This is a genomic window from Mycolicibacterium nivoides (genome assembly GCF_003855255.1).
GTDB lineage: Bacteria > Actinomycetota > Actinomycetes > Mycobacteriales > Mycobacteriaceae > Mycobacterium > Mycobacterium nivoides.
The window spans coordinates 3,092,727-3,111,388 of the sequence record NZ_CP034072.1; the positions used below are offsets into that span (position 1 = coordinate 3,092,727).

Below are 18,662 nucleotides of genomic sequence, written 5' to 3' on the forward strand. Positions count from 1 at the left end.
CGTTCCAGCCGCGGCTTGGCGTCGGCGCGCACTGCCCGTCGTTCTTCGTTGGAATCCGTGTTGTAGAGGAAGCATCCGTCGGGGGCTTCCTTGACGACGGTCAGGGCGGCGTTGTACAGCCGGTCGGCATCCTCGGGACGTCCGGACCGCACGGCCAGATCGGCCAGCGATTCCCGCACGAGTTCGAGATTGATCCGTACCGGGCAGGAATCGTCGCCGTCGAAGCGTTCCAGCGCATCACTGAACCGTGTTTCGGCGTCGTTGAGTTTGCCTTCCAGGACAAGCAGATCGCCTTCGGCGAAGGCGATGTTGCCGGGTTCGATCACCCCGAACGTTTTCAGCTTGTCGACGTCGAGGCGCAACGCCTCGATGTCGTGCTTGTCGAACGAGTCCACGGCCGAATTGCCGACCATCACCACAGAGATCAGCCCGGCGACCACCAGCGCCAGTAGCGCGGCGACCGGCGCGGTGTAGAGGAAGAGGCGACGCCGCAGCCGCAGCCGCCGCTGCGACGGGTTGAACCACGCCACCGTGCGGTGACGGGCGATCTGCAGCAGGTGGCGCAGGAACGGGAGGATCTGGTTCGGCTTTTGACGCAACATCATTGGGCCACCACGTCCTCTGCGGTGAGGTCGCTGCGGGACAACCGGTTACGCCGGACCTCGCGGACCATCAGCACCGCCTCGATCGACAGCAGTACCGCGCTGATCAACGCGAACACCCAATACCACTCGGTGCGCCCGACCAGCGGATCCTCACCACTACTGACCTCGCCGCCGTCGACCATGCCGCCCGAGGCGACCGGCGGCAGCACCGGCACGATCTCTTGGCCGGCCTCACGGTGAAAGTATTTGACGCCCAGGCTTTTCGCGATCTCCTGCAAGCGGGCTTCGTCGAGTCCGGACCGGATGATCGCGCCGGTGGCCGGGTCGCCGAGATAGTTCTTGCGCCCGTTGGCGTAACTCTGCGGAATCGGCCCTCCGGCCGGGGTGCCGTATCCCAGCACGGCCCCGCCCTTGAAGAGATCCTCGGAGATGTCGAACGCGCCCGGCTTAGCCTGGTCGCCTTTGGCTCCGTCGCCGAAATAGAACACGATGCTCTTCGACTCGGGGTAGGCCTTCTTCGCCGCTTCGAGTTGTTCGCGCAGCAGATCATTCGCCGCTACCGGGTCGATGAAATTGTAGGAGTCATACGGCGTCAGGGAGTAGGCCGACAGGTTCTTGGCGTAGGCCTTGAAGCTGTCGGTGTCGGGCGAGAGGGGCCAGTTGACCTTCGCCTTGGTGGCGAACCCGATCATGCCGAACCGGGCCGTTCGGTACTTCTCCATCAGTGCGGCGATATCGGCGCGGATGCCCTCCATGCGCGCTTGCCCGTTGCCGTAATCGGGTATCCGCGAGGTCACCGACCGGTCGACGACGAAGAACACGTTGATGTCGGAGACCGCCGCCCCGGCGGCCGACGCCTTGCGGTCGCCGTCATCGGCGGCACCGGGCCGAAACGCCGCCAGCACCAGCAGCAGGGCGGCGAATGTCAGTCCGAGCCAGCGCAATACGACGGGCCGGTAGCGGCCCGGGCTCGTACGCATCAGCAGTTGATAGAGGGTGAACACCCGAACGGCCACGATCAGGAAGGCCAGGATCGCGAGCAGGTAGACGGGCAGGACCGGGGCGAAGTTCATCGGCGCAACACCCCCAGCCCGACCGACAGCGCCAGGGCCGCCACGACCGCGATCGCCAGGGGGATCGTCGGGATGTCGAAGTATCGCTTCGAGTCCTGATTGACCCCGAGGTACATCGGGACCGGCGGATCCTGGTCGATCTTGTCGAGGGCGCCGTTGAGGATGTCGTTGGCGCCGTCGGAGGATCCGGTACCGGCCGGGTTGTAGAGGGAAAACCGGCCTTTGGTGGCCTCGGTCAGGGCGCGCAGGGAATCGTTGCCGGCCTGACTGATCTGGTCGACGTCGGCCCGCGATACCGCGTTGATCTGGATCCCTTGACGCTGTGCCATGGCCAGCACCTGAGACTGGTCATAGAGGGAGGGCCGCTTTTCGCCGTCAGCGCGGAACTTGCTGTAGCCGAGGTAGACGAGCTGGCGGCGGTGAGAACCGCTGCTGGGCCCGAATCCCGAAAGGCACATGGCGAGAGTGTCTTCGAGGCTCGGCGCGTAGTCGGCGTACTTGATCGGCCGGGCGAACGCCTCGAGTCCGGCGGACAGTTCGAGTTTCTGCTCCACCGGCACCTTCTGGTGGGTGTCGAGTTTCTGCTGAATCCCGGCCAGGCCGGCGAAGTAACGCATCCGTTGCTCGGCATAGGCACTGTCGCGGGTGATCGGCAGCGCCCGCAGGTTCTGGGAGGTGATCCCGAACGAGGTATTGGTGGCGCCCTTGGCCTTCTCGGCCCAGTAGTTCAGGAAATCGGCGGTGGTCGGGTCGTTGACGGGCTGCCCGACACACAACATGATGTCGCGGGGGTACGCCGCGTCGTAGCCGTCGTTGGCCGAGGCGAGTTTGGCGGGCCGGGCCGCGGCGACGATGGCGCCAAGGAAGGCGATGGCCACCATCGATCCCACGACAGCCATCGAGATCAGGTAGATGCGTTGCACCCGAGCGAACTCGGGCAGCCGCGTCAGGCGGCTGACGTTGGCCAGCGGACGCATCCGCCGTTGCGCCTTGGCCACTGGCAGCCGCCAGGCGATGAGCACGGCAATGGCAAGGCCCAGCACACCGACGATGAGCAGCCAGCTCCATCTCAGGTCCATGCGTGGATCAACTCCTCGGCCGAGCGTCCCAAAGCCAGTACGTCAGCGCGGGATTCGGGGTTGAACTGGGCGTCGTGCAGGACCGTCAGCAGCGGGACGGCATCGGACAGCTCACCCTGGGCGAGGTGGTCGGTCAGCAGGTTCTTCGCGTACACCCCGGTGCGCAGGTACAGGAAGCTGCGCAGGGTGTGGTTGTAGGCGGTGGCGGCGCCTTCCCGCGACAGCTCACGTCGGCCGTAGCGCGCGGTGGTCTCTTCGATCGCCCGGGTGAACCGGCGCCGGGTCAGCTGGGCATGCCAGTCACGCAGGACGGGGATGGACCGCAACCGCTGCGGCGGCAGCGTCCAGATCACCACGCCGGCGCACCAGGCGACCAGCGCGACGAGGATCACCGCGGCCAGCACCAGCCACCAACCCGACGGGGCCAGCGGTCCGCCGATGAACCTCAGCAGGTCATCACCGGGCATTGCTGTACACCTCCGTCAGATGCGTGATCCGGTTCCGGACTTCGGCACTGCCGCCGATCCGGACGAAAGGCACTGCCATCCTTTCGAAGAACCGGTCGAGCTCGGCCATCCGCTGTTGTTCAGCGCGGCGATAGGCGTCGACCACGGACTGACCCAACGTGGTACCGTCGGGGATGAACCGCCCGGTTCCCACGTCGTACCCGTCCATCTCCCCTTGGTCGGCGCCGACAGCCGGCATGTCCGAGATCGCCACCCACAGCAGCTCGTGGCGCCCGGCCAGCCGCTTGACGGCTTCCTCAAGTTCGGCGGAGATCTCGGGCTCGTCGGCGATGACGACCGTCAACAGCCGCGACCGGTGGCTGTGCGCCACGTAGTTCAGCTGGGTGATGATGCGGCTTTCCCCGACGTCACCGACGCCGTGGGCCGCGAACTGCTCGAGCATCCCCTCAATGTGGTTCTCCCCCTTGCGGCTTCGCACCGCGGCGCTGCCGCGGGCATCCCCGTAGACCATGCCGAGCTCATCGGAACGGCTCATGCTGATCATCCCGATCACACCGGCCACCACACCGGCGATGTCGCGCTTGAACTCACCGCTGGGCGCCAGCGCCGACATGTTCCTGCCCGTGTCGCACACCAGCAGGATCTTGTGGTGCTTCTCGGTGACGAACTTGGTGACCAGCGTGTCGTTGGAACGCGCCGAGGCCTTCCAGTTGATGTCGCGGATGTCGTCGCCGGGCACGTACGGACGCAGATCGTCGAACTCCAGCGTGCGGGTGTGCAGCAACGCGTGCTTACCGCCTTGCAGCATGCTGCGGCTGACGTTGCCGAAGAACTGCCGCGAACGGTTGAGGTGCCTGCCCATCGCCGGACTATCCGGGGACCGGGACCGCTTGCAGCACCTGATCGATCACGGACTCCGGGGTGACCTTGGCGCTGACTGCCTCGAATCCCAGGATGAGTCGGTGTCGCAACACCCGATAGGCCACCTTGTGGATATCCGGCGGCAGAACGTGATTGCGGCCGGCGATCAGCGCAGCGGCGCGCGCCGCGTTGACGAAGGCGATCGTGGCGCGCGGGCTGGCACCGTACTCGATGACGCGGGCCACCTCGGGGCGCAGGAACTGCTGCGGCTCGCGGGTGACGTGGACGAGCCGGCTGACGTACTGCATCAACACCGGGTCCATGTGCACGTTGCGAGTCGTGACCTGCAGCCGCCGAATGGTTCCCAGGTCGACGACCGGACGCGGTACACCCGTGCGGTCGTACACCCCGCGGTCTCTGCGCTGCAGCACTTCGACCTCTTCCTCGGGGGTCGGGTAGCGCAGCACCTCTTTGAGCATGAACCGGTCGGTCTGGGCTTCCGACAGCGGATAGGTGCCCTCCTGGTCGACGGGGTTCTGCGTGGCGATCACCAGGAACGGCTCGGGCAGCGCGTATGTCGTTCCCGCGATGGTGGTTTGACGTTCCTCCATCGCTTCGAGCATGGCGCTCTGCGATTTGGAGCTGGAGCGGTTGATCTCGTCGAGCAGCACGATGTTGGCGTGTACGGGACCCAGCTGAGTCTTGAACTCCCCCGTGGTCACGTCGTAGATCTGGGTGCCCAGGATGTCGCTGGGCAGCAGGTCCGGCGTGCACTGGATCCGCTGGAAAGTGCCGGCGATCGCGTCCGAGAGGGTGCGCGCTGCTGTGGTTTTCGCCAGCCCCGGCACGCTTTCGAGCAGGATGTGTCCGCCGCCGAGCAGGCCGATCAGCAGTGTCTCGCGCAGTTGCTCCTGCCCGACCACCTTGGCGCCGAAGGCATAGCCGATCTCGCGCACCGCCTGCAGGGCGAGTTGCAGTTCCTGGTTACCGGGCTGGACCCGGTTGGTCAGTGTCGTCCGTTCCCCCGCATCCACGCCGGGCTGTTGAAGCTCCAATTTTCAGTAACCCTTCTCGTAGGTGTAGGTCGGGGGATTCTTGGTGAGATCGACGTAGCCGCCCATGCTGACCCGCACGGTCTCGTCGTTGATGTTGAACATCGGCTCGGTGGACTGCGCCGACAACTTCATGTCGACGGCACCGCTGACCTCTGCGTGACCACTGAGCCCCTCGCCGAAGACTTGCGTCGGCATCCGCAGCGTCACCTTGTCGGTGTTGGTCGGTGCGGTCCAACGGGCGGTGCCGTCGGTCAGGCCGTAGGCGGCGCGGGTGGCGTCCATGGGGCAGTTGGGCGGTGCCAGAGAAGTCGATTTGGCGCACTCGGTCATGGCGTCCAGGATCGCCTTGTCGGCCGCTTCCTTACCCTCGTCGCTGACTTCGAGCTCGTAGTCGGCGTTCTCTTCGGGTTGCTTGTAGGAGGCGCCGGACTGCAGGTAGGAATCCCGGCGGTATTTCAGGGTGATGTTCGGGTTCGAGGTGCTCACCTCGATCGCGCCGGGAAAGAGGTAGGCGATGCCGGACGACGGCAGCTGCTTGCCGAAAATGCTGAACGAATCCAGCAGCGCTGTCGACCCTTTGGCTTTCTCTTTCTCGAAATTCAGTGCGTAGGTCGGGTATTCGACCTTGTAGGTACCGTCGCCAGCCTGTTTGACGGGGATTTCCTGGTCGACGGCCTCATCGCCGAAGTTGGCCAGCACATGCACCGAGGTGGAATCCTCGCCGAGGATCTTGATGTCGGTGATCGGCATCTTCTCTATCTGCTTCTTGAGCACCTCGTCGGTGAGGTAGGTCTTGTCGGGAGGTTCGTTGATCCCGAACGACAGCGCCTTGTCGGCGTCGCCTTTCGCCAGCGCCTTCAGGTAACCCTCGACCGCACCGCTGGCGGTCGTGGCATCCGTGCTGGATTGACCGACGACCACGATGATCCCGACCACCACCGCGACCACGAGCACCACGGCGCCGGCGATCATGCCGAACAGCTTGCGGCGGTTCTTGGGTGGGGTGCCGGCGTAGGACGGCGGTTCGAAGGACGGGGGCCCGAACGCCGGTGCTACGGCCGGAAAAGGCGCATTCCCTGGCGGATTCGGGTATCCGCCGCCCGAGAACGGCGGAGCACCTGACGGTGGGGCACCGGACGCCGGGCCGCCGAAGCCGCCGCCGGCCGGTCCTGGCGAGAACGGTCCGGGGGCCGGCGACTGCGGATGCGCCGGAGGCGGAAAGCCTTGCGGCGGCTGAGATGCATCGCCGCCGATGGGATTGTCTCCCCCGAAGTTGGTCACGGCGTCTCCCGGTCGGTCGGCGTCATCTTCACCTGTTCAAGGCCACTTTCGGCGGTTGCACGCCGATGTTCACCTCGACCTGGTCCGAGATGCTGATGGAGTTGTCGATGACCCGCCCGGTCGTCTTCTCGTTGGCGGTGAAGGGAACGTTAAGGCCGCCCACCTGCACCACGGTGGTGTGATCGGGAAGCCGGAAAATATCCGGGGGCAAGTCGACCGGGCCGCGCACCCGCATCGTGCTCATGTCGTAGGTGTTGGTCCAGGTGCCGGTGATGATATCGCCGCACCCGGTGTGATCACCCGGGTTGAAACACTTGTTGATCCAGGCCAGTACCGCGTCCTGCGCGGCTTTGAGGCCATCGGGGCCCATCGAGAACTTCGGCTCGACCCCCGTGTCCTTGAGCGCGGAGACATCGTCGAGCGTGGTCGGTGGCAGTTCGTTGACCTTGACATACGGGGTGGCCGTGCCCATTTCGAGGTAGCCGGGAAAAACGTAGAAGTGGCGGCTCTGCGGCAGCGGCTTGCCGAACACCGTCAACGCCTCGGCCGCCTCAGGATCCCCGTATCCGTGGATCTCTTCGGTGGTGGCATCGACGAACGCCGCCGAGAGCTTCCACTGGTTGTCGACCACGACCATGTCGAGTTTTCCTTCGGTGCGCTGTCCACCGAACTTCGCCGCAACCTTGACCGCGGCAGTCCGCTTGTCGGCGTCGGGTTTCCGGTCCGCCTCCCCGATCACCTCGACCTCGGTGATGGGCAACTTGTCCAGCTGCTTCTTCAAGATGTCATCGGTCAGAAGGTCGGTGGTCGCCGGTTGAGTGGCGCTGAGGTCGAGTGCCGCCTGCGCGTCGCCCCGCGACAGGGCTTCCATGTAGGCCTTGGCGACTTCCGTCGGCGAGCCGTTGGGATTGAAACTGACGCCCTCATCGCCGCTGCCCATCAGGAACGCCACGATGACGCCGATCACCGTGAGAACGGCCACGGTCGCCGCGGCGGTGATGATCAGTGGTTTACGGTTCTTGGCCGGCCGCGGCTTCGGGTCGCCGGGTGGGGCCGAAGGACCACCCCAATGCGGTTGCGGCGGCGGCTGGTTGAACTGTGGAGGCGGCGGGGCACCCCGTGTCGCGTCTTGCCCGGGCCAGTTCGAGAAGTTCGTCACGTTGGTTTCTCCCCGCTCAGGCTCTGTCGAAATCGACGACGGGCGGGTTCTGGGTCATGTCGGCGTTGCCGAAGACGGACGCCAAGAACGTCCCGGTTTCGGTCTCACCCGACTGGGTGCGGACCGAGATACCGAATTCGGCGTTGCCGATGATCATGACCTTGCCCGTCTTCGGGTCCATGAAGTTGATGGTGACGGCTTCGAGGTCGGACGGCGCTGTCCATTTCGCGGAGTCGGCCACGAAATCGGACCGAGCGGCCTTGTTCGGGCATTTCGGCGGTTCGAGACTGGTGCTCTCGGCGCACTTGTCCAACGCCTTCTTCAACTCGTCGCGCACCATCTGACGGCCGTTGTCGCTGACCTTGACCTCGGGATAGACCACTCTGCTCATGGTCGAGATCTCGTACAGAGTCGGGTCGGCGTTGCCCACTGCCGGCGAATTGCCGACCTCCAGAGCCGGGTTCGAACTACCCAATTCGACCAGCCCGGGGAACACGTACGCCTTGCCGCTCTTGGGGACAGGCTTATCCCAGACCGTGATGGTCTTGGCCAGACCGGGATTCATGTCCTGGATCTTGAATTCGACTGACATCGCCGCCGATTTGAGTTTCCAGCCCTCGCCGGGTGGGGGTTTCTCCAGCACGATGCGCTCGTCGCTGTCAATACCGCCGACCTTGGCGATCACGTGCACCATGGCACCGCCGTTGGTCGTCGGGATGTCACCGAGAATCTTGACGTCGGTGATGGGGAACTTCTCCATCTGCTGCTTGAGGATCTCGTCGGTGAGCATCGAGGTATCCGGCGGTTGATCGCGGCCCAGCGCCAACGCCGCCTTGGCATCGCCACGCTGCAACGCCTCCAGATAGGCCGATACCGCCTCACTGGCTTTACCCGTGCCGCCGTCGTTCTCGCCGCCGCTGAACACCACGATGCCACCGACGATCAGCGCGACCGCCAAGACGCCGGCACCCGTGCCGAGCAGGATCCGCCGGCCTCGCTTGGTGGACGGGAGTCTCAGGAATGGTTTGCGCGCGGGCTTGGGGGTCGGCATCGGCAGGTATCCCGGGGGACCGGAAGGTTGCCCGGTGAACGGCGGCTGGTTGCCGAACTGGCCGGGCTGCGATGGTCCGGCGCCCCACTGCGGCGGAGGCGGTGGTGGCGGCAGCGGGGTGCCGAACTGCTGCCCACCGGTGGGTGCCTGCGGATACTGCGGGCCGGGGCCCCCACCCCATCCGGGCTGTCGCGGGGGCTGGTTCTGCGGGCCGGGACCTGGTTGACCACCGAACGGATTGGGACCGCCGAAGCCCCCGCCCGTCACAGGCTCATCCCCATAGCCAGCGTCGATCGCACCGCATCCCCCGAATCAATTCACTACCGACCAGACCATCGCGTGGTGTCTGGTAGCCACCGGGCAGCAACCGTGCAAATCCTAACCGCCCCCAACGCGGTCCGCAGGCACCAATTTTCCGATCCACCCGGCGGGCATGGCGACAAATTGCCGCATCCCCGTCCCCCGCTGCTGGGGCAAGATTTATCGCGGAGCCTGGCCGGTGAAGCGGGGCTTCATCGCTGTCAACAGGTATGACGAGGGGGCGCAGTGCGGGCTGTGATTGGTTTGCTCGGAATCGGTCTGCTGTTGGCCGGATGCTCGGAGAGCACCGATGGCGACGTCGTGGCGTCGTCTCAACAATCGACCACCGCGGCGGCGCAGACACCGTCCCCCGGTACGGCCGACCCGGTCGAGGCAGCCCGTGCGGCGCTCCTGCCGCCCGGCGAGCTGGGCGAGATCATCGGCGACACCGACGTGCAGCAGACCGCCACGTTCACCCAGCCTGGGCAGGCCTCGGCGGGCATCGAGCCACGCGATTGCGCGGCCCGCCTGCTGTTCCAGGAGGCGGTGGGTGCCGACGGCTACCAAGGTGTCGTCGGCGACAACAACCGCGGCGCCCGGGGCCAGTCCGTTGCCCAGCTGATCCAGATGTTTCCGGAAACGTCACCGGTGTGGCCCCAGCCCGGGCGGCAGGCACTGCGGGTGGCCGGCAACACCGTCCGGATGATCAACGACGAACAGTGCCGCGAGGGCGTCGTGTTCACCACCACCGCCAAGGACGTCACACAGCACTGGACGGCCGGGCCCGTCACCGCCGAGAACCCGGAGGCCCTCCCCGATCCGCGCCGCGACACCGCCCGCGGTGGCGGCGGAGTCCAGCGTCAGGAAGCCCCGGCCCGCAACTGCTATCACGCCGTCCTGGCCCACGGGAGCGCCGTCGTCGAGTCGATCGTCTGCGGTGACGGCGATTCAGCGGCGCAGGCCAACCAGGTGATCGACCGGATCGCGGCCAAGCTGCCGGGCAACTAGGGCACCGGCAGTCCCTCGAGGCAGCGGCTCAGTTCCTTCTCCAGTCCGCGCTTGCGTGCCCGTGCCTCGTCCAGATCCTTTTGCAGCGACTTGCGCTGCTCTCGCGTGATGTCCGGGTCGTCAAGGCCGGTCAGGTCATTGGCGATCCGCTCGTCGTTCTTGCGGATCTGACGGGTGATGTCCGCGCAGGGACTCACGTCGACCGGCACGAAGCTCCACAGCTGGTTGTCGTGGTCATCCAGGAACGGAAACTGGATGAGTTCGGCACCGTTCTCCTTGCTGGCACCCCGGACATCGAGCACACGGCCGGAGACGCGGTTTGTGATCACAAAGAAGTCCCCGTTCTGCGCCAGGGAGAATTCCTGCCGGCCCTCGGCAGTTCGGGCGAACTGGCGGACAGCTTCGAGATCGTCCGCCACTTGCAGGACCTTGCCCGAGTGCAGCGCCGCGATGCTGAAGAAGCCGGGCGCAGCTTCGGAGAATCGGAACAATTGATTGGCGGCCCTGGTCTTGTCGGACTGAACGACTTTGGTTCCGTCGGCTAGCGACGCATCCGCTACTTCGATGGCCTTACCGGAATGCTTCGCCACCAGCATTCCGTAGGTACCTGGCGTCGGCAGCACCATGATCATGTCCCCCTCACCGCGCCACGACTGACGCTCTACCACCAGAGTGAGGCGTGAGCGGACCGGTGGAATGAGTAGGCGACTACCCGTTCTGAATCTGTGCGAGCGTCAGCGCAGCGCGCTGCCCTTGACCCAATCGGTCCAGGTCACCGACCAGTCGCCGTTGTTGGTCGGCTTGAGCGGGTCCCCGCCGGTGTTGCGGATCTCGACGATGTCGCCGGGCACCGAGAAGTTGTAGAACCACTCCGCGTTGTCACCGTTGAGGTTGAGGCAGCCGTGACTGGTGTTCGTGTTGCCCTGCGCCCACACCGTCGCGTTGAGCTGGTGCAGGTAGATACCGTCGATGCTGATGCGGGTGGCCCACGGGATGGTCGTCTTGTAGCCCAGCCGCGAGTTGACCGGCAGGCCGTAGGTCGAGGAGTCCATGACCACCGGGTTGGCCTTGTCCATCACTGTGTAGATGCCGCGCGGGGTCCAGAAGCTCATCGTGGTGCCGCCGATGGTCTCGGTGCCGCCCATGCCCATCGAGGTCGGCATGGTGCGGACCAGCTTGCCGTTCTCGTAGACCTTGACCTGCTTGTCGGTGTCGTCGGCGACGGTGACGTGCGAGGCGCCGATGGTGAAGGAGACCTTCTCGTCCTGCGCGCCGTAGAGGTCGTCACCCAGCTTGGCGCCGTAGATGCCGGCGTCGACGGTGACCTTGGTGCCCGGGGCGTAGTACTTCTGCGGACGCCAGTGCGCGGTCTGGTCGTCGATCCAGTTCCACGAGCCGAGGGCCTTGGGCTCGGTGGTGACCTTCATCCGGTTCTCGGCGGCGGCCTTGTCGGTGATCGGCTCGTCGAAACGCGCGACGATCACCATGCCGACGCCGTAGGTGGCACCGTCCTGCAGCGGGGCGTAGTTCGTGCCGTTGAGGTAGACGCGGGCCTGGTAGCCGGGGGTCACGGTGGAGAAACTCGTGGTCTTGCGGGTCGGCATGCCGCCGGGGCCGCGGGCCTCGACCTTCAGCGTGTAGGTGCGGCCGTAGCCGAGCGTGGAGGTCGGCTTCCAGGTCCTGGCGTCGGGGGTGAGGACGCCGGGGATCTCCTTGCCCGCGTCGTTGACCATCGTCACGCGCGCCACGGTGCCGGTGTCGGCGGTGACCATGACCCGGGCCAGCGGGTCGACCTCGGCGTCGGGCTTGGGCACGATGCTGAGTTTGGCCGGCTCGGTGGGCGACGGCTGCGGCGCGCCCTGTGGCGCGGCGGCCAACGTCTGGCAGTGCTCGGCGCAGTCCGGCAGGGCCGAAACAACGACACCACCCGACACGGCCAGCACAGCAAGTGCGACCGCCAGGTAGGCACGACGAACAGACGTCAACTTCACTCCAATGTGGTTCGGCGAGGGCCATTTTGATCGAGGTTCCGATCGGTGCCTCAATCGTAGCCGGACCCCACGATCTTCAGCACAACGGCCACCCGCTGTAGGCGAGTCGTGATCGTCTCGTTGCGATGACGCAGCGGCACGGCACACACACCTAGCCCAGAGGCTCCGCCGTCATCCAATGCTCCAAGAATTCCGCCCCCTTGGCGGTGAGCTCGACGACTTTTGAGTTCAACGCGCGCTCCTGCTCGTGGAGGGCACGGTGTTCGTAGTCGCGGAAGGTGAGCAGCCCGTCATCGACGAGGTTGACCAGCATCCAATCCATCTCCGAATAGATGCGAACCCTGCCGATTCCCGCGAAGTCGGCCAGGCCGGCGGCAGTGACGGACGGCTCGAGTCGCCTGGCCATTTCGAGTTTCTTCACGAAGGCCCGCAACAACTGCCGTTCGGTCTCGGAATATCGGTTATTCAGAATGGCGAGGTTGGCTTTGTATTGCCGCATCGAGATTCGATCGATATCGCCGTTGTCGTACCGCGTATGACAGGTCGGGCATAACGCGATCAGGTTTTCCACGGCGTGCGTCTTCACCGCCGACCACGGCTCGATGTGCGCGATCTCAACCGGTGTCTGCCTACACGTCGGAATGGCGCACCGATGGCCTGCCTCGATCAGTACCGCGCGCTTGATCGCGGCGGGTACGGCGGGGCGCTCCGATGGCATGGCCCGATGCTAGGCAGCACCGCCGACACTGCTCTGGAGGTACGTCATCGCCGCGTCAGGCTCTTCGGTGACGTACACCAGCTCGTCCAGCGGCAGAGGCAGGAAACCGTCCTGCTCCATCCGCCGCAGCTGGATCACCAGGCCGTCATAGAAGCCGGCGGTGTTCAGCAGCACCACGGGCTTGTCGTGCCGCCGGTGCTTGCGCAGCTCCAGGATCTCGGTGGCTTCATCGAGGGTGCCCAGGCCACCGGCCATCACCACCAGTGCGTCCGAACGCGCAAGCAGCGTCGCCTTGCGCTCGGCGAGGTCGGCGGTGATCACCATTTCGTCGGCGCCCGTCCTCGCCTGTTGTCGCAGAAACTCGACCGAGATCCCCACCAGCCTGCCGCCGCTGTTCTGTACCCCGTCGGCCACGACCTTCATCAGCCCCTTGTCGGAGCCGCCCCAGACCAGCGTGTGGCCTCCCGTGCCGAGGAGTTCGGCGAAGGCGCGCGCCGGTTCCGTGTAGCGGTCATCGAGGTCGGCGGCGGAGAGGAAGACGCAGATGTTCATCACGAACGATCATGCCCTCCGCAGCGGGCGTATCGGGCGGTGACCACAGGTGTCACATCAGCACCGGGAAGGGGACCAATAGGTAATCTGGAAATGCAGTATCACCGGCGGTACCACGGGCCGCGGATCACACGTCGGCCCCGCTCGATTACGGGTTTGCGCTCAAACCCCCATACCATCGCTAGTCGACATGACCGACAAAGCCCTCGATGACGCCCTGGTTCCCAAGGCCTCCAACACCGCCCAAGCTGCCAAGATCTCCGCCGAGGCGGCCCGTCGCCGCACCTTCGCCGTCATCAGCCACCCCGACGCCGGTAAGTCCACGCTGACCGAGGCGCTCGCGTTGCATGCCCGGGTGATCACCGAGGCCGGCGCGATCCACGGCAAGGCGGGCCGGCGCTCCACGGTGTCGGACTGGATGGACATGGAGAAGGCCCGCGGTATCTCGATCACCTCGACCGCGCTGCAGTTCCCCTATCGCGACTGCGTCATCAACCTGCTCGACACCCCCGGGCACGCCGACTTCTCCGAGGACACCTACCGCGTGCTGACCGCGGTGGACTGCGCGGTCATGCTCATCGACGCCGCGAAAGGCCTTGAGCCGCAGACCCTCAAGCTGTTCCAGGTGTGTAAGCACCGCGGCATCCCGATCATCACGGTGATCAACAAGTGGGACCGCCCGGGCCGGCACGCGCTGGAGCTGATGGACGAGATCCACGAGCGGATCGGGCTGCGCACCACTCCGCTGACCTGGCCGGTCGGTATCGCCGGAGATTTCAAGGGCGTGATGGACCGCCGGGAGAACAAGTTCATCCGGTTCACCCGCACCGCGGGCGGTGCCACCGCGGCACCCGAGGAGCACATCGCCGCGGCCGACGCCCACGCGGCCGCCGGTGACGACTGGGATACCGCCGTCGAGGAATCCGAGCTGCTGTCGATCGACGGGTCCGACTACGACCGCGAGACCTTCCTGTCCGGCGAGTCCTCTCCGGTGCTGTTCACCTCGGCCGCGCTGAACTTCGGCGTGAACCAGCTGCTCGACGTCCTGGTGGAGCTGGCCCCGGCGCCCAGCGGTTCGGTCGATGTCGACGGTGTGCGGCGGGCGGTCGATTCGCCGTTCAGCGCGTTCGTGTTCAAGGTGCAGGCGGGCATGGACTCGGCGCACCGTGACCGCATCGCCTATGCGCGGGTGGTCTCGGGCACGTTCGAGCGCGGCGACGTGCTCACCCACGCCGCCACCGGCAAGCCGTTCGTCACCAAGTACGCGCAGTCGGTGTTCGGCCAGCAGCGCTCGACGCTCGATGACGCCTGGCCCGGTGATGTGATCGGGTTGGCCAACGCCGCGGCACTGCGCCCCGGCGACACGCTGTACCGCGACATCCCGGTGGTGTACCCGCCGATCCCGAGCTTCTCCCCCGAGCACTTCGCGGTGGCCCGCGGCACCGATCCCAGCAAGCACAAGCAGTTCCGCAAGGGGATCGAGCAGCTCGAGCAGGAAGGCGTCGTGCAGGTCCTGCGCTCCGACAAGCGCGGCGAGCAGGCACCGGTGTTCGCCGCGGTCGGGCCGATGCAGTTCGAGGTGGCCGCCCACCGGATGGCCACCGAACTCAGCGCACCGATCGCACTGGAGAACCTGCCCTATCAGGTCGCGCGAGTCGTCCGCCCCGAGGACGCCGACTTTGTGAATCGCCAGGTGTCGGCGGAAGTTTTGACGCGCAGCGACGGCGTCATGCTCGTGCTGTTCTCGACGCCGTGGCGGCTGGAAGGCTTCCAGCGCGACAACCCCGACATCAAGCTCGGGTCGTTGGTGGCAGCCGAAGGCTGACGATGACCGTCCCCGAACCCCCTGCCGCCGAGCGCAATTACGGCAAGCACTGGGTGTGGTTCGTCGGGTTGCTCAGCGTCATGGGTGTTTTGGGTTTCCTGGCGGCCGTCGTGTTGATGTTGCCGTTGGCCATGGCGACCGACCCCTGCCACGAAGGCGTCACCGACAAGGTGTGCCAGCTGTCCGCGAAGGGCCAGAACGTCCTCGTGTGGATTCCGTGGATGTGTCTGGTGGCCGGTACCGTCCTGGCCGTCGCGGGTGCCGCGGTGGCCGAACGGCGCAAGTGGACGCCACTGATCGGGATTCCCGTCGGGATCCTCGGGTATGTCGCGATGATCCCGATCGGCTACTGGTTGGCGTTCGCCGTCTAGGACAGGTGCGGTCGGGCCGTCATCCCCACCAGAACGAAGCGGCCTTCAGGCGCGCCGAGCCCGTTGTCACCTCGAAAACACTTCTCGCAACCGACGAATTGGTTGTCTCAGCAGAGGCCGCCCATCACTGCGCCGCCATTGGCTTCAACGCTGTGCATCTATGCACTTCCATGTGCAGCACTGTCCGTTGACTAAGCCGTATGCGCAGGTTGAGATGTAGTTCACATCGCAGCAAGGCCCAACGACTTCGCCAGAAAAGACACGGCCCGAGATCCGCTGCGGTCGAACTCGGACGGCGCGCCGGATGCGCGTTCGGTCATCAGTCGCGAGATGGTGCAAGGAAGGATCATGCGTTGAGCTTCAGCAGCTATTTTCAGGGGCCGGCCACCAGCCTCGACGACCAGATCGAGAGCTACGCGACGACGCGCGTCCCGGACAGTCAACGCTGGCGCCGGCCGGCCATCCTGCTCGTCCTCACCGGGAACGTCACCGCGATGTTCTGGTTCGCCCTGGGTGGCCAGATGGGCTTTCTGGTGGGTTGGCCGACCCTGCTCATTCCGATCGCCTACATGATCGTCGGCGCCACTATCGTCGGCGCGCTGGTGATGAGAATCGCCAGTCAGGAAGGCTTGTCGCTGCCGCTGCTGTCCCGCGGACTAGGTTTCGGTGCCCGCGGTTCGGCGATCGCCTCGTTCGTCTACGCGGTGAACTATGTCTTCTACTTCATCTTCGAGGGCAGCATCGTTTCGCACGGCCTGAGCGAAATCGCCGGAATACCAATCAATTCGGCGGCAGCCAGCGTAGTATTCGGCATCGTCGCGCTCATCGCGCTGTACTACTCCTGGCGCGGTATGCACTCGATGAACATCCTGCAGCGGTTCGGCATGCCGATCTTCCTGATCCTCTTCGCCGTCGGCATGGTGATGCTGGCCAATGGCTACGTGCTCGTCGGGCCCGGGGAATGGGTGGTTCAGGACGGTGTGTCGGCCACGGCCATGTGGCAGGCGCTGAGCCTGGCCAACGGCCAGGTGGTGTTCCAGGCCCTGATCGCCACTGACTACGGCCGGTTCGTCAAGCGCTCGGTCTCCTACGTCGGTACCGCGGGCGTGATGCTCGTCGAGCTGCTGATGATCGCCGTGGTCATGGTGCTGGGCGCGTTCCTCGGCTTCACGATGATCTCGCATTTCGACGGCAGCCGCGCCGAACAGGAACTCGCCGCCACCGATCCCGGCTTGATCTTCGCGGTCGTGATGGGCGTGCTCGGTGTGATCTTCGCGATCTTGACCCAGGTGCGGATCAACGTGATGAACCTGTACTCCGGGTCCCTTGCCCTGTCCAACGCCTGGGATGTGCTCTCCCCCAAACGCATTGGACGACAGTGGTGGATGGTGCTGCTGGTTGCGCTCGGCGTGGTGCTCTACCCGATCAACGTGCTGCAATACACGGACAAGTTCCTGGCGGTGACCGGCATCATGACCAACACCTGGATTTTCATCCTGCTCAGCGACTACTTCGTCTGCCGCAAACTGCTCAAGCTCGCGCCGAGCAGCCAGATCGAGTTCCGCGAGGGGCGGGTCAAGGACTGGAACCTGTGCGGCATGGTGGCGCTGGCCGCGGGTCTGACCCTGGGCGCTCTTGGCGTGTTCGGCGTCTACCCGTTGCACTTCGCCTCGTTCGCGGCCATGCTGCTGGGACCGATCGTGTACATCCCGCTCACCATCATCACCCGGGGCTCGCAGTATGGTCCGGTCGCCTCGGGCATCGATGATGAGCTGCCGGACGATGAGTGCGCGATGGCGGCCGAGTGACGACGAAACAGATTGAAGCACTAGGAGATCGACGAATGACTGAGAACGGTTCGGAAGCCGGACTGCACTACCGGGAAATCTGCGAGCTGGTCGACATGCTGGCCGCCGGCGACGTCACCGCACGGCAACTGACCCAGCTGACCCTCGACCGGATCGCCACAGTGGACCAGCGCCTGGGGTCCTACGCCTTCGTCGCACCGGACGAGGCCCTGACCCAGGCCGACCAGTCCGACGAGCGCCGCAAAGCCGGGACGACGCGCGGCCCGCTGGACGGTATTCCATTGGCCATCAAGGATATTTACGACAAGGCCGGATGGCGCACCGAGGCCGGGATGTCCGTTCGGGCCGGGCAGGTGGCCGACAGCTCCGCGACGGTCGTCGAACGGCTGGAGCAGGCCGGCGCCGTCATCGTCGGCAAGGTACACACCACCGAGGGCGTGTACACCGAGCACACACCCCCGTTCAAGGCGCCACTCAACCCCTGGGACCCGAATCGCTGGGTCGGAGTGTCCTCGAGTGGCAGCGGGGTGGCCCCGGTGGCCGGGTTGTGTTTCGGGGCTCTGGGCTCTGATACCGGCGGATCGATCCGGATGCCTTCGGCCTCCAACGGGGCAACCGGGCTGAAACCGACGTGGGGCCGGGTGAGTCGGGCCGGCGTCGTCGAACTCGCGGCGACGCTCGATCACGTGGGACCGATCTGCCGTTCGGCCCGCGACGCCGGACTGGTGTTGGGCGCCATCGCCGGCGCGGACCCTCGGGATCCGACCGCCGCGCTGCGGCCGGTACCCCAATTCGATACCCAGCCGCCGGCGTCGCTGAGCGGGGTCCGGATCGGTATCGACCCGGAGTGGAGCTATCGCGAGGTCAGCATCGACGTCGAGAAGGCCCACCGCGAAGCCGAGCAGGCGCTGCGGGATCTGGGTGCCGAGCTCGTCCCGATCACCCTGCCCGATCCGACCGAGGCCATCACCGACTGGTTCGGCGTGTGCGCGGTGCAGACCGCCCGTGCGCACCGCGGGCTGTATCCGGAACACAAGGACAGCTACGGGCCGGCCCTCAGTGAACTGATCGATCGCGGAATTGCCATGTCCGGCATCGAATATGACGAACTGTTGCAGCGGCGGCTGAAGTTCAAGGGTCAGATGGAGGCGGCGCTGGCGCGGGTGGATTCGGTGCTGATCCCGGCGATGTCCTTCATCGCCCCACCGGTCGAAAAGATGATCCGAATGGATGAGGAGACCACCGCGGGGGTGCACCGATTCACGGTGCCGTTCACCCTGTCACAACTGCCAACCATCACCTTCCCCGGCGGTTTCACCACCACAGAAGCCGGCCGTCTCTTCCCGGTCGGCCTGCAGATGGTCGGGAGCGCATTCGAGGAGCGCCGGCTTGTCGACATCGTCGGCGCCTTCCAGGCAGCCACACCGTGGAACAAGGAGCATCCCGCGGTGTGACGGC

At 65.7% G+C, this 18,662-nt stretch carries 17 protein-coding genes and 1 pseudogene; 5 read left to right on the plus strand and 13 right to left on the minus strand.

Annotated features, from left to right (window positions below):
- The 9 genes and pseudogenes from EH231_RS33825 to EH231_RS14835 all read right to left on the minus strand — a co-directional run.
- Positions 1-605: pseudogene (locus EH231_RS33825) on the minus strand (hypothetical protein); the annotation flags it as partial.
- Positions 602-1,678 (minus strand): vWA domain-containing protein, encoded by a 1,077-nt coding sequence (locus EH231_RS14800; protein ID WP_124712639.1) that lies wholly within the window; start codon positions 1,676-1,678, stop codon positions 602-604. The gene EH231_RS14800 and the pseudogene EH231_RS33825, both read right to left, overlap by 4 nt.
- Positions 1,675-2,757 carry a hypothetical protein gene (locus EH231_RS14805; RefSeq protein WP_124712640.1) on the minus strand — a complete coding sequence of 361 codons (1,083 nt, stop codon included), beginning with the start codon at positions 2,755-2,757 and terminating at the stop codon, positions 1,675-1,677. The genes EH231_RS14800 and EH231_RS14805 overlap by 4 nt, the downstream gene beginning before the upstream one ends.
- Entirely contained in the window at positions 2,748-3,224 is a 477-nt protein-coding gene (locus EH231_RS14810; RefSeq protein ID WP_124712641.1) for a hypothetical protein, read from the minus strand. Before EH231_RS14810 ends, EH231_RS14805 begins: the two co-directional genes overlap by 10 nt.
- The gene (locus tag EH231_RS14815; protein WP_124712642.1) at positions 3,214-4,086 is read right to left on the minus strand and encodes a DUF58 domain-containing protein; all 873 of its coding nucleotides are present in this window, start codon (positions 4,084-4,086) and stop codon (positions 3,214-3,216) included. The genes EH231_RS14810 and EH231_RS14815 overlap by 11 nt, the downstream gene beginning before the upstream one ends.
- Positions 4,087-4,093: 7 nt before the next feature.
- Positions 4,094-5,062, minus strand: coding sequence for an AAA family ATPase (locus EH231_RS14820; RefSeq protein ID WP_234927542.1), 969 nt, complete (start codon positions 5,060-5,062; stop codon positions 4,094-4,096).
- A gap of 81 nt (positions 5,063-5,143) precedes the next feature.
- Positions 5,144-6,421 (minus strand): hypothetical protein, encoded by a 1,278-nt coding sequence (locus tag EH231_RS14825; RefSeq protein ID WP_124712643.1) that lies wholly within the window; start codon positions 6,419-6,421, stop codon positions 5,144-5,146.
- Positions 6,422-6,449: 28 nt separating this feature from the next.
- Complete coding sequence (locus EH231_RS14830) at positions 6,450-7,580, minus strand: nuclear transport factor 2 family protein (protein ID WP_124712644.1); 1,131 nt, start codon at positions 7,578-7,580, stop codon at positions 6,450-6,452.
- 16 nt (positions 7,581-7,596) lie between these two features.
- Positions 7,597-8,898, minus strand: a complete 1,302-nt coding sequence (locus tag EH231_RS14835) for a hypothetical protein (protein WP_124712645.1) — start codon at positions 8,896-8,898, stop codon at positions 7,597-7,599.
- A 279-nt stretch (positions 8,899-9,177) separates the two neighbouring features.
- On the opposite strand from EH231_RS14835, the gene EH231_RS14840 reads away from it, so the two are divergent.
- Entirely contained in the window at positions 9,178-9,939 is a 762-nt protein-coding gene (locus EH231_RS14840; RefSeq protein WP_124712646.1) for a sensor domain-containing protein, read from the plus strand.
- On the opposite strand, the gene EH231_RS14845 is transcribed toward EH231_RS14840, so the two are convergent.
- The 4 genes from EH231_RS14845 to EH231_RS14860 all read right to left on the minus strand — a co-directional run bounded on the left by EH231_RS14845 (position 9,936) and on the right by EH231_RS14860 (position 13,200).
- Positions 9,936-10,571 (minus strand): RICIN domain-containing protein, encoded by a 636-nt coding sequence (locus EH231_RS14845; RefSeq protein WP_124712647.1) that lies wholly within the window; start codon positions 10,569-10,571, stop codon positions 9,936-9,938. The two genes, EH231_RS14840 and EH231_RS14845, sit on opposite strands and share 4 nt — an antisense overlap.
- Positions 10,572-10,673: 102 nt before the next feature.
- Complete coding sequence (locus EH231_RS14850; RefSeq protein ID WP_124712648.1) at positions 10,674-11,930, minus strand: L,D-transpeptidase; 1,257 nt, start codon at positions 11,928-11,930, stop codon at positions 10,674-10,676.
- 151 nt (positions 11,931-12,081) lie between these two features.
- Entirely contained in the window at positions 12,082-12,648 is a 567-nt protein-coding gene (locus EH231_RS14855; protein ID WP_124712649.1) for an HNH endonuclease signature motif containing protein, read from the minus strand.
- 9 nt (positions 12,649-12,657) lie between these two features.
- The gene (locus EH231_RS14860; protein WP_044515969.1) at positions 12,658-13,200 is read right to left on the minus strand and encodes an LOG family protein; all 543 of its coding nucleotides are present in this window, start codon (positions 13,198-13,200) and stop codon (positions 12,658-12,660) included.
- 190 nt (positions 13,201-13,390) lie between these two features.
- On the opposite strand from EH231_RS14860, the gene EH231_RS14865 reads away from it, so the two are divergent.
- From EH231_RS14865 to EH231_RS14880, 4 genes are all read left to right on the plus strand, one after another.
- Positions 13,391-15,025 carry a peptide chain release factor 3 gene (locus EH231_RS14865; RefSeq protein ID WP_124712650.1) on the plus strand — a complete coding sequence of 545 codons (1,635 nt, stop codon included), beginning with the start codon at positions 13,391-13,393 and terminating at the stop codon, positions 15,023-15,025.
- 2 nt (positions 15,026-15,027) lie between these two features.
- Positions 15,028-15,396, plus strand: a complete 369-nt coding sequence (locus tag EH231_RS14870) for a hypothetical protein (RefSeq protein WP_124712651.1) — start codon at positions 15,028-15,030, stop codon at positions 15,394-15,396.
- Between the two features lie 353 nt (positions 15,397-15,749).
- The gene (locus tag EH231_RS14875) at positions 15,750-17,204 is read left to right on the plus strand and encodes a purine-cytosine permease family protein (protein WP_124712652.1); all 1,455 of its coding nucleotides are present in this window, start codon (positions 15,750-15,752) and stop codon (positions 17,202-17,204) included.
- Between the two features lie 35 nt (positions 17,205-17,239).
- Positions 17,240-18,658: an amidase gene (locus tag EH231_RS14880; RefSeq protein WP_124712653.1), complete on the plus strand. Its 1,419-nt coding sequence runs from the start codon at positions 17,240-17,242 to the stop codon at positions 18,656-18,658.
- Positions 18,659-18,662 lie beyond the last annotated feature (4 nt).